The sequence below is a fragment of the Paenibacillus sp. YAE3 genome, assembly GCF_057546105.1.
The window spans coordinates 1-11,714 of sequence record NZ_BAAIYF010000017.1 but is presented as its reverse complement, the minus strand read 5'-3'; the positions used below and the strand labels follow the sequence as shown (position 1 = coordinate 11,714).

General features: G+C 53.9%; 12 protein-coding genes. 1 reads left to right on the top strand and 11 read right to left on the bottom strand.

Features of this window, described 5'->3' with window-relative positions:
- Positions 1-15: 15 nt before the first annotated feature.
- From AC27KL_RS24800 to AC27KL_RS24760, 9 genes are all read right to left on the bottom strand, one after another.
- Positions 16-894, bottom strand: a complete 879-nt coding sequence (locus AC27KL_RS24800) for a carbohydrate ABC transporter permease (RefSeq protein WP_339320933.1) — start codon at positions 892-894, stop codon at positions 16-18.
- A gap of 12 nt (positions 895-906) precedes the next feature.
- The gene (locus AC27KL_RS24795) at positions 907-1,851 is read right to left on the bottom strand and encodes an ABC transporter permease (RefSeq protein ID WP_487171522.1); all 945 of its coding nucleotides are present in this window, start codon (positions 1,849-1,851) and stop codon (positions 907-909) included.
- A gap of 164 nt (positions 1,852-2,015) precedes the next feature.
- Complete coding sequence (locus tag AC27KL_RS24790) at positions 2,016-3,638, bottom strand: ABC transporter substrate-binding protein (RefSeq protein WP_339320934.1); 1,623 nt, start codon at positions 3,636-3,638, stop codon at positions 2,016-2,018.
- A 244-nt stretch (positions 3,639-3,882) separates the two neighbouring features.
- Entirely contained in the window at positions 3,883-5,646 is a 1,764-nt protein-coding gene (locus AC27KL_RS24785) for an alpha-L-fucosidase (protein WP_487171445.1), read from the bottom strand.
- Positions 5,647-5,664: 18 nt separating this feature from the next.
- Positions 5,665-6,852, bottom strand: a complete 1,188-nt coding sequence (locus tag AC27KL_RS24780; RefSeq protein WP_487171444.1) for a glycoside hydrolase family 88 protein — start codon at positions 6,850-6,852, stop codon at positions 5,665-5,667.
- Positions 6,853-7,075: 223 nt separating this feature from the next.
- A complete protein-coding gene (locus AC27KL_RS24775) occupies positions 7,076-7,303 on the bottom strand; it encodes a sulfurtransferase TusA family protein (RefSeq protein WP_487171443.1) in 228 nt (75 codons plus the stop codon).
- Between the two features lie 66 nt (positions 7,304-7,369).
- Entirely contained in the window at positions 7,370-8,515 is a 1,146-nt protein-coding gene (locus AC27KL_RS24770; protein WP_487171442.1) for an MBL fold metallo-hydrolase, read from the bottom strand.
- An 18-nt stretch (positions 8,516-8,533) separates the two neighbouring features.
- Positions 8,534-8,929, bottom strand: coding sequence for a DsrE/DsrF/DrsH-like family protein (locus AC27KL_RS24765; RefSeq protein ID WP_339320939.1), 396 nt, complete (start codon positions 8,927-8,929; stop codon positions 8,534-8,536).
- 47 nt (positions 8,930-8,976) lie between these two features.
- Positions 8,977-9,300, bottom strand: coding sequence for a rhodanese-like domain-containing protein (locus AC27KL_RS24760; RefSeq protein ID WP_487171441.1), 324 nt, complete (start codon positions 9,298-9,300; stop codon positions 8,977-8,979).
- Between the two features lie 283 nt (positions 9,301-9,583).
- On the opposite strand from AC27KL_RS24760, the gene AC27KL_RS24755 reads away from it, so the two are divergent.
- On the top strand, positions 9,584-10,420 hold the full coding sequence (locus AC27KL_RS24755; protein WP_487171440.1) for a sulfurtransferase: 837 nt from the start codon (positions 9,584-9,586) through the stop codon (positions 10,418-10,420).
- Between the two features lie 175 nt (positions 10,421-10,595).
- Here the strand turns inward: AC27KL_RS24755 and AC27KL_RS24750 are convergent, their stop codons facing one another.
- A complete protein-coding gene (locus AC27KL_RS24750) occupies positions 10,596-11,357 on the bottom strand; it encodes an SDR family oxidoreductase (RefSeq protein WP_487171439.1) in 762 nt (253 codons plus the stop codon).
- Entirely contained in the window at positions 11,354-11,575 is a 222-nt protein-coding gene (locus AC27KL_RS24745; RefSeq protein WP_487171438.1) for a MerR family transcriptional regulator, read from the bottom strand. Before AC27KL_RS24745 ends, AC27KL_RS24750 begins: the two co-directional genes overlap by 4 nt.
- Positions 11,576-11,714 lie beyond the last annotated feature (139 nt).

Genomic DNA, 11,714 nt, shown 5'->3' with positions numbered 1-11,714 from the left:
GGCCGGTCACCCGTTTTATTCTTTAATGGCACCAATCAAAACCCCTTTGACGAAATACTTCTGCAGGAACGGGTACAGGCAGATGATCGGCAGCGTCGACACGATGATCGTCGCGTATTTGATCGTCTCGCCGATGGCGTATTTATCGTCCGCCGCCACCCCGGTCGACATCGAATCCGTGGAGTTTGCGATCAAAATTTCCCGCAGGACGAGCTGCAGCGGGTACATGGTGCGGTCGCGCAAATACACCAGCGCCGAAAAATACGAATTCCAATGCCCTACCGCGTACCATAAAATCATGACCGCGATAACCGGCATAGATAACGGGATCACGATCCGGAACAGGATGGTCATCTCCCCCGCCCCGTCGATTTTGGCGGATTCCTCGAGGGAAACGGGCACGCCCTGGAACGCGGTTCTCATAATGATCAGGTTAAACGTCGATATCGCTCCGGGAATGAGCAGCGCCCACGGCGTGTTCATCATGCCCAGCTTATTGACCAGAATATAGTTCGGAATCAAGCCGCCGCTGAACACCATCGTGATGACGATGCCGAACATGAGCATATTTTTGAAGTACAGGTTCCGGCGGGAAAGGACGTACGCTCCGAGCGCCGTCATGAACAGGTTGATCGCCGTCCCGGCCGCGACGTAAAATAGCGTGTTCCTGTAGCCGCTCGTGATCATCGGGTTATCAAAAACAGCTTTGTATGCGTCCAGATTGAACCCAAGCGGCTTCAGCAGCATGCCCCGGTGTTGGATGAAAGCGGACGCCTCGCTGAGGGAGGCAAACAGAACATACAAAAACGGGTATAACGTGACGAAGCAAAGCAGCAGCATCAGGATCGTGTTGACGACCCCGAATATTTTTTCGCCGGTTGTTTGTGCGCCCATCGTTTGGCCTCCTTACCACAATTTGTTTTCGGATACGCGTTTGCTGACGGCGTTTGCCGAAACGATCAGAATCAAGCTGATGACCGAGTTGAACAAGCCGACGGCCGTCGTGTAGCTGTAGCTCGCCTCCAGTACCCCTTTGCGGTACACGTAAGTGGAAATGACATCGGCCGTTTCGTAGGTGAGCGGATTGTAAAGAAGCAGCACCTTTTCGCTGCCGACCGAAAGCAGATGGCCCATGTTCAGAATCAGCATGATGACGATCGTCGGCATGATGCCAGGGATCGTAATATGGAAAATCTGCTTCCACCGGCTCGCGCCGTCGATTTTGGCCGCTTCGTACAGCGTCGGGTCGATGTTGGCGATCGCCGCCAAATAGATGATCGAACCCCAGCCCACGCCCTGCCAAATGCCGGAGGATACGAAAATAAACCGGAACCAGCCCGCTTCCTTCAGGAAATCGATCGGCTCGACACCGATAAACCCAAGCAGTTGATTGATTAAGCCGTCGCGGCTCAAAAAGTCGAACATCATCCCTGCCACCACGACGATCGAAATGAAGTGGGGCAGATAGGAAATCGTCTGGACGAACCGCTTGAACATCATCTTGCGGATTTCGTTTAACAGCAGCGCCAAAATGATGCCGGCCGGGAACCCGAAAATCAGGTCGTACACGTTCAGGAGCAGCGTGTTTCGGATGAGTCTCCAGAAATACACGCCGTTAAAAAAGCTGTCGAAGTGCTTGAACCCGACCCAAGGGCTGCCCCAAATGCCGCTGGCAGGAGAATAATCCTTAAAAGCGATTTGCAGGCCGTACATCGGACCGTAATGAAAAATGACGTAATAAGCGATGACCGGGAGCGCCATCAAATAGATGACCCAGTTGCGGCGCAGATCCTTTCGGATCGTTTGGGCGGTGGAGAGATCGTTTTTGGGCTTGGCGGAACGCTTGTTCATCGGCTTGTTTTTGCTTATCTGCCACATGCTTATCCCTGCCTTTCTGTAGGATTCCGGATGAAATAGGAGCCTGATGGTAAGTGCGAAACGAATTGTCTTCCCCTATTTTTAGAAAAGCCGGGGGATGAGCGTTCATCCCCCGACCCTGAATCGCGTTCATGCCATTAGCGTTTGTTGAACCGGTCAAGGGCTGCCTGCTGGATCTTGATCGCGTCTTCGATGCCCATAGCCTCGATTTTCTTCACATATTTATCGAAATTATCGAGCGGTTCGGCGCCCATGATGAATTTCAGGAACATTTCGTCCCGGTACGTATTGATGTCCGTCATGATCGAAGCGTATTGCGAGCTTTCGTCTTTGGTCGGCGTCACGAGCGGCATTTTGCGTTCGCCGGTCGGCTGGGACCAAATTTCGAGCGCTTCGCGCTGGTTCGGCAGCGCCAGGTACTGCATTTGGAAATCGTCGCTGAGCACGAACGGCGCGCTCCACGTCGAGCGGTTATGCTTCGCGAAGGATTGCTGCAAGCTTACCCCGCTTGGCGGGTTCAGGACCTCCGGCAAAAAGACCGGCTTGCCGTTTTCCATTTTGTAAGCTTCGCCTTCCTTGCCGTAGTTAAACAGCAGGTTTCCTTTTTCGCCGTACGCGTAATCCAGCCATTTCACGGTTTCGATCGGGTTCGGGTTGCTGGTCGAAATCGCCGCTCCGATGCCGTTCGTCGCAAAGTCCTTTTGGCCCCAGATCGCTTTATCCCCTTTGTTCAACACCGGATAAGGAGCCGCCACCAGATTGAACGTCGGGTCTTTATCCTTCATCAGGTTGGCGTATTTGCCGATGCCGCCTCCGTTGTAGGTCGGCGCCGCGCCGAGCTGGTTGCCCGTCATTTTGGCATCGAACAGCTTGTCGTTCGGCGCCGCGAAGTCCTTGTCGAGCAAACCTTCCTTGTACCATTTGTTCATCGTCGTCAAAAATTCTTTGTATTCCGGCTGGATCGGACCGTATTTCACCTGGTTGTCGACCTGGTAGAACCCGTAGTTGATTCCCCAGGCGCCCAGGAATGGCGCGTCGATGCCCACGTCGTCTTTCGTGAAATACAGCGGGATTTCGTCCGCCTTGCCGTTGCCGTTCGGGTCTTTTTCTTTGAATGCCTTCAGCACCGTATACCATTCGTCGATCGTCGTCGGCTTTTGCAGGCCGAGCTTATCCAGCCAGTCCTGCCGGATGGCCGGCCCGTAGAATACCCGGACTTTTTCGCCGCCGCGGAAAAACGGGAACATATACAAGCTGCCGTCATCCGTCGTCACTTGCTTTTTCCAATCCGGATGCTCTTCCAGCAACTTCTTCAGATTCGGCGCATATTGATCGATCAGATCGTTTAATTTGATGATTTTGTTGTCCTGGATCGCTTTTTCCGGTCCGCCCGGATAGCCGATCCATGACGTCTCGATGACGTCGGGCAGCTTATCGGATACCATCATGAGGTTGAACTGCTCGGCTGCCTGCGCTGCGTCCGTCGGCGGATGCTGGAAATCGACTTTGACGCCGGTAATGTTTTCAAGCTCTTTGTACATGCCCATTTCGGCGTACGTTTTCATTTGGGCCGCAGCCGCAGAGTGCATGCTTACCCAATACGTCAGATGCGTAAGCTTTGCCGGTTCCCCCGATTTGCCTTCCGCGGAAGTCCCCCCTTTTGCTTGATCTCCTCCGGAACTGCTTCCACATGCCGCAAGCGATAAAACCAATGTGGCCGCCAAAAGCGCAGTCCCGATTTTTTTGCCTCTTTTTACCATGTAAGCGCCTCCCTTTTGATCGTTTCTAAACTATCCGGAGCTTGGTTCATTTCGTCCAGCCGGTATCCAAAGTATAGGGAACGCCCCCGCCGGCAAGATACTGGAAGTTTTTCATAAACCTTATATTTTCGTAAGATTGCGGACTGACGATTCTTATTTTTTTCAGCCTTTTTTTAATATTAAAATTGTACAGAAACGCGTCAAACCCTTGTCGGAACGGCGTTTTTGAGGATCGTGAAATTCGTCAGCCGTCCACCCGAACCAGCCTCAACGCCCGCAGCTTGACCGCATCGGCGTGCCAAATTTCCGTGAATTTCGGCGCCGGATCCTTCAGCCTCGACGAGAGCAACGTCAACGTATGGACGCCCGCCTGATCCCAAGTAAATTGTCCCATTCGCGACAGCACGGCCGTATACGGATGCTGGCACGAAGGCGAAACGGAATCCGCCAAATCTTCCCGGGGATCCACGGCGATCACTTGGCCTGCCGATTCCAGCAGAATCGGTTCCGGATACAGTCCGTTCCATTCCTGATCATGGCGTTTGAAGCTGACCAGCAGCAGTTCGTAGGTTCCCGGCTTCACCAGTTTAAACGTCCATTCCGCGCCCCGGATGACGGGAATGCCCGATTCTTCGTCGGCTTCCCGGACCAGGCTGATTTTGGCATGCGGAACTTCCAGCTGGAATACGCCGTCCGGCATCTGCGTGAGGGTGCGGTCGAAGTCGTTTTCCCCTTCAAGCTCCAAGACGACGACGGATACATATTCATCCGCGGGCTCGTCAGGCAACCGGATTTCGAGCGTATGAAGCTCCAGCTCCTCATCGTAAGCCTGCTCGAATTCAAGCTCGGTACGGCTCTGATCGGCCAAGCAGTAGGCGCGAAGCACCCGGTTCCGGATTCCGCCGAGCCGCAGGCCGTTAGCCGGCCATTTATCGTTGTGGACGTGAAGATAGACCCGCCCCGGCCGGGTGGTCAACGCCCCCCATTCAAGCTCCACGGGAAAAGGGCTCCCGTCCGTTCCGTAGATGGCCTCGGCATTTCGGCCGGTCCATTCCCCAACCTCGCGCAGACGTTCCGCGGAAAGCTCGGGAATCGTGCCTTGCGGCGTCGGGCCGACGTTCAGCAGCAGGTTTCCGCCTTTGCCGATCACGTTCACGAGCTTTTTGATGAGCGAATCCGCCGTTTTCCACACCTGATCCTTGGTGGTATACCCCCAGGACTGGTTCAGCGTCATCGGCGTTTCCCACGGCCGGGTATCCTCCCCGCTCATGCCGATTTCATTGTCGCCCTTGGATACGAAGTCTCCCATGCCCATGAAATGGGACACCCGGGAGTTGATCAGGCAATCGGGCTGGAGGCTGCGCACATGGCGGACGATGTCCTTGCTGTCTTCTTCGGACAACCCTCCGGCGGTGTCGAACCAAAGCAGCCCCACCCTGCCGTATTCCGTGAGCAGCTCCTTCAGCTGGGGTTTCGCTTTGCCTTCGAAATATTCCGGAAAACGTTTCTCCTCCAGCTTGTAATCCCAAGTATTGTTATGCTCTTTATGCAGCGCATGCGGGTGATGCCAGTCGATGACATGCGAATAATAAAAGCATAAGACGATTCCCGCTTCTGCGCAGGCTTCGGCCAATTCCTTCAACGGGTCGCGGCCGAACGGCGTGGCGTCCACGATGTTAAACGGATCGGCTTTCGAGCCGTACATGGCGAAGCCGTCGTGGTGTTTGGCGGTAATGACGATGTAACGCATGCCCGCTTCCTTTGCCAACGCCACCCACGCTTTCGCGTCAAATTCGGTCGGGTTGAACCTTTGCGCCAGCTTCTCGTATTCGCGGACGGGCGTTTTTTGCGCGTACATGATCCATTCGCCCTGCGCGGGAAGCGCATACAATCCCCAGTGGATGAACATTCCGAACCGGGCCGCCGTCCACCATGCCGTTCGCGGGTCGCGCTGCGCCGTTCGGTTTTGTTCTTCCTGGCCTGTGCTGCCTGCTTTGCTTATTCCCATGATGTTCACGCTCCTTTCCTACCAGTACGGCTTCCAGTCTCTCGTGACCCGGACAAGCGCTTCGTGCATGTAATAATCGCCCCAGATGCAGCATTCGTCGACGCCGTTGTTCCCCGGTTTGCTGTATACCGCATGGAGCAATATCCCGTTCGACTCCGGCACGTCCGTCGTCATGTAATTTTCGATCAAGGATTCCAGAATCTTTAGCGCGGCATTTTCGTACTTCCGCTTCAGCGGTTCGGTCAACGGGAAATGCGCCGCGGCTTCCAGCAACCCGCAGACGGCAATGGCGGCGGCAGAGCTGTCCCTTTCTTCCGTCCCTTCGGTAAAGATCAAATCCCAGTAGCAGACAAAATCCTCGGGCAGCCGGTTCAGGAAATAATTCGCGATTTTCGTCGTCAAATCGAGGAGTTCCGTTTCCCCGGTGTAGCGGTAAGACAGCGGAAAGCCGTAAATGCCCCAGGCCTGCCCCCGCGACCAGCATGAATCATCGGAATAGCCTTGGGCGGTCTTCCCGTATTTCGGGTCGCCCGTTTCGGCGTCCATATAATAGGTGTGATAGCTGGAGGCATCCTCCCGAATGAGATATTTGGCCGACATGCGGACATGGGAAAGGGCGGCATCGTAAAATTTCCGGTCCCCGGATTCTTCGCTGGCCCAATAAAGCAGCGGCAAATTCATCAAGCAGTCGATGATCATCCGGCCGCGCTGCCTCGGATCGTCCAAATTGCCCCAGGCCTGGATGATGCCCGCTTTGTCCAGATAACGGATATAAAGAAGCTCGGCGGCGTCCAAAGCGATCTGCTTCGCTTCTTCGTTTCCGGTCAGCTTATACGCCGATACGCAGGAAAGCGTATACAGAAAACCGAGGTCATGCGTATTCGTATACCGCCGTTCTTCGATCCGCTGCTTGTAGCTGGACAGCTGCTTTTCCGCCGCTTGCCGGTATCTTTCTTTTCCGGTGGTCTCGTAAGCAAGCCACAGCATTCCCGTCCAAAAAGCCGGCGTCCACTCCGTATTGCCGACCTGCCGGTAAACGTTGCCCGTGCTGGCTTCGGACGGAAAGGTGTCGATGAACGTTTCCAAATTGCGGTCGATTTGACCCAAAATAAAAGACAATGCCTCTTCGCACCGTTTTTTCGTCAACCGGGGCGCGTCGTCATACCTGCCGGCGGCCAGGATTCCTTCGTCAATGACTTGCTTCATGCGTGCACTCCTCCCAAACATTCAATTGGTGTTCGGATCAAATTGTAGCCAGTACGAGCGAAACGGGCAATCTTTATCTTTTTGGATGCACTGCCGTTTTTACTCCATCCGGGCGGGGGGTGAAAAAAAGTCGATGCCCCTTAAAAATCGTCGGCACAGAAAAAAACGTAAGGCCGGCCGCTTGCGAATCAAGCGCCGGACTTACGTTTGACGTCCGAACGGTTTATTTTTTCTGAATCCAAAAAGTCAAAATTCCGTTCTCTTCCCGGCTCTCCAGCAGTTTATGCCCCGTGGAGTTGGCCCAAGCCGCAAGGTCGTTTCGGGCCCCTTGGTCGGTTGCCTGCACTTCGAGAATTTGTCCCGACGCAAGTTCGTCGATCGCTTGTTTCGTTCTGACGATCGGCATCGGGCAGGCTAAGCCTTTGGCATCCAGCTGTTTATCCGCGTTCATCGGTTTTCCTCCTTAATAAATGGAACTGAAAGTATATCGGCCTTAACGATCATGCAGGTTCAACGATCAATCATGAACGGCACAGCGGTTCGGTCCGGTCTCCATCTCACGCTGCGTCTCTTCGTCGGGGCTGATTTTCCCCATGTTGGTCTGGCGTATTTCCCGGTAAGCATGCGGCTGCGGCGGCAAATGTTCCGTTACCGTCTGCCGGAAGGTTTGCTCGTCTTCTAGCTTGAGCCCGGGGTTTTGCCGATACAAATCGCCCAGCTTGGCCGAAACCGCCCCTGTCCGGTCTATCTCCGCAATCGTGCCGAAATGGGCGGGCAGGACGATAAGCTCCTCAGGCAGGCCGCTATACAGACCGTATAATGTGTTCCGCAAATCCCCGACCCAATCTTCCGCTTTCCCTGCGAGATCAGGACGGCCGATGGAAGCGACGAACAAAATGTCTCCCGTCAACAGATATCGATCATCCACCAGGAGCGTCGTGCTGCCGAGCGTATGCCCGGGCGAATGTATCGGTCGGACATCCGTATGGCCGATTCTTATGTCTCGTCCTTCGGTAAGCGGAAGGTATGAAAATACGACTTCGTCCGCATCCTGCGGCGGAAGGAAATAGGATGCGCCGGTTCGCCCCGCAAGTTTACGCCCTCCCGAAATATGGTCGGCATGTAGATGGGTATCTACGACGTGTTGAATGCGAATGCCCCGTTCCCTTGCAAAATCGATATAAGGCTGCGCCATGCGGGCTGCATCCACCACGACGGCTTCCCCATCGGAAACGATCATGTACGACAGGCATCCTTTTCCGAGGCGGTTAAATTGGTATACTTCCCCGCCGTTTTTCAGGTCCCCGGCCTTTACCGGCACCAGATGTTCGCCCCACCGCTTCATCCCGCCTTCCAGGTAATGCACCTCGCTTCGTCCCGCTTCCGCGATTCGTTCCGCGATAAACTTGGAGGAACCTTCCTTGGCGCACACGACCAGCAGCCGCTCGCCTTCCGGGATCCGGTTGAGCGCAGGCTCGACGCTATCCAGCAGGTCGAAATACGGAATGTTGATGATTTCCAACGCTTGTCCTTCGATTTTCCAATCCTTAAATTCGGTTTCGTTGCGCACATCCAGTACGAACAGCTTCTCCTGCCGGGTGATGATGCGGCCCAACTCATCAGGAGTCATGTTGACCGGTAAAGTTTGTGGATTGCTATCCATCGCATCTCCCTCCAATGGTTAGAACGACAGGCTGATGTTCGCGTCTTTGGCAAAATCGATAAAGCTCGCCGCCCCGCCAACCTCGGTTCCTTCGATCAAGTCCTCGAGCTTCAAGCCCATGACGTCCATCGTCATTTGGCAGGCGATGATTTTGACGCCGAGCTCCCGCGCCATATTTACGAGTTCGGGAATCGGGGGGACGTTCGCTTTGGCGAAGCCGTCCGCGAAATGTTCGGTGCCGGCCGGCATCGGCAGCTGCCGCATCGCCTTTCGATGAATCAGGTTCAACCCTTCAAAGGTAAAAAAGATGCCGACTTCGGCGTCGCTGGCGGCGGCCGCGGTTGCGATATTAAAAACTTTGTAAGCGTCGAACATGCCGCCGTTTGCCGCGATGATCGCTACTTTGTTTCCCATGTTTTGTTCCTCCCAATACTGGTTTTTAGTGCGCAATCGTGCGCAATTTAATTTCGGACGACTTCGCCTTTCCAGCTCAGCATGCCGCCGGACATATTTTGCAGTTTCCGGTGTCCGTGAGAAGCCAGAAATTCGCAGGCTTGCCGGCTCCGTCCGCCGCTGCGGCAGATCAGGATCGCGTCTTTGCCGCGCTCGATTTCGTCATGCCGAACTTCGAGCTGGCTCAGCGGGATCAGCTTCACGCCGGGAATGTGGCCTTCCTTGTACTCATCCAACTCCCGGACGTCAATCAGCTGGACGTCATCGCGGCCGCTTCGCAGCAGCTCTTCCACATTTTCGGGCATAATCTCCGTCCAAGTTTGGTTTGACATTCGGTGAACCTCCTTCCGCTAAATACCCACCAGGGTATAAATTGATGATAAAGAAAAACGTCATGCGACGTTTTTATCAGGGTCCTCTTTTAACAACTCATGCTTTATATACCCCCATGGGTATAAGTCTAACCAGTCTTTCTATCCTTTGTCAAGCCCGAACCGAGGAAAGAGATCCTACTTTTTGCTGGTGAAAACGGGCCGGAACTCGATATAATGAGGATATTCATTGGAGTTGAACCATTGACCCGATCCCTATTTTAACTAAGGCGGTGTAATCATCATGAACGCAATCGTAAGCAAACCTTGGGTGCTCGCCCGCATGTACGAACCGGATGTGACCATCGTGGATTGCAGATTCGAACTCGGAAAACCCGAAGCCGGAAAAGAAGCTTATGAACGAGAGCATATCCCCGGGGCTATTTACCTCGATTTGGAGAAAGATCTTTCTTCCCCCGTGCGCGAGCATGGCGGCCGCCATCCCTTACCCGACCCGGAAGAGCTCAGCCGTACTTTGGCCAAAAACGGGATCACGCCCGAAACGCGGATCATCGCGTACGACGATCAAGGCGGCATGTACGCTTCCCGGCTGTGGTGGCTGCTGAAATATTTGGGGCATGGGCAAGCTTTTGTCATGAACGAAGGTTTTAGCGCCTGGAAAGCTGCGGGTTATCCGGTGACGGCCGATCAGCCGATCCGCATTCCTGCAAGCTACAGCTACACGCTGCATCCTGAGCTGCTTGCGAGCATGGAAGACGTGCGCCGCGCGGCAGGCCGGGATGACGCCATCGTCATCGATTCCCGGGATCCCCGGCGCTACCAAGGTTTCGATGAAACGATGGATCCCGTGGCCGGACACGTCCCGGGCGCCAAAAATAAATTTTGGAAGCTTCTCTTGGACGAACACGGCAAGCGGATCGATGTTTCGCGGCTGCAGGAGCATTACAAAGAATTTCCGCGGGACAAGGAGATCATTGTCTATTGCGGCTCGGGCGTATCCGCCTGCCCGAACTTCATCGGGCTGAAAGAGGCGGGATACGAAAATGTGAAGCTGTATGCGGGAAGCTGGAGCGACTGGATTTCATACAGCGAGAATCCGGTGGCGACTGGGGAAGAGTAAAAACCATAAACCCGCACCGGATGCGGGCCAGGGCAGCGCCAAGACGCCGTGGGGCCGGGGGGCGCAGCCCTTTTCGGACAATCAAAGAAAAACTCGCCGGAATATCCGCGAGTTTTCTTTTTTTATGCCCGTGCGCAGCCGAAGCAACTGTTGCATGGATCATATCTGTAGAAAGTTATTCAATCATATGTTTCGTGGCCTGATACATATTTTCCGTGTACAGATCGATTTCGTCCCGCGACATGCGCAAGCGATCTGCGGAAGTGCCGTATCCGATTTCGGTTTTCCCCTCTTTTAATCCTTCAAAAATGCCGTCTGCAAAGGCGTCCAACGGTTCCCCGTGGACATGCAGACCCGCCCCGCCCAAATCCGTATTCACGGCCGGAGGAGCAATTTCAATGACTTCGACCGGCGTTTCTGAAAGCTGATGTCTCAGGCTCATCGTGAACGAATGCAGCGCCGCTTTGGTGGCCGAATAAATCGGAGCAATCGCAAACGGAGTAAAAGCGAGCCCCGATGTGACGTTCACGATGGCCGCATATTCTTTTGCCGCAAAAAACGGAGCGAACAGCATGGAGAGATGGAATGGCGCATCGATGTTGGTCGTGATTTCTTGGCTGAAATAACTCCAATCGTTTTTCGCATCCGCTTTGAGCACGTTAAACCGTTGCTGAATGCCTGCGTTGTTCACGAGCACGTTCACTTCCGGATAGTTCACGGTGACCCAATCAAACAACGATGCCCGCTCGGACTCGATCCCTATGTCGCACACGCGAGTAATAAGGCCGGGGAGTTTTTCTTTCGCAGCTTGAAGCGCGTGTTCGCGGCGTCCGCAAACGATTACTTGGTTTCCCGCTTTAATAAAACGTTCCGCAAAAGCGAGCCCGATTCCGGTACTTCCGCCGGTAATCAGTATGGTGTTTCCCGATAGTTTCATCTTGCTTCCTCTTTTCCATTATTTTTTTGCTTTTCCGCCTGGATACGGTTGGTATACCTTGCAATTTTCAGATCGATTTCATGGAGCGATGTTTCCATCAATGAAATTTCGGCCAGCACGGATTTTTTATGTTCCTTCATCATGTCAAGCCGGAGTTGGGTGGTGTGATCCCCCTCGACGACCCAATCCACATATTGCTTGATTTTTTTGATTGGCATGTGCGTGTTTTTTAAATGAGTGTTTTGCATAATTCCGTTTCAGAGAAGAAGCGATAGCATATTCACTGTCGTTAAGGGGTAATTTTCGAAAATGGTATTATATGGATGAAGAAAAGGGCAGACTTGCAGAATTTTAGAA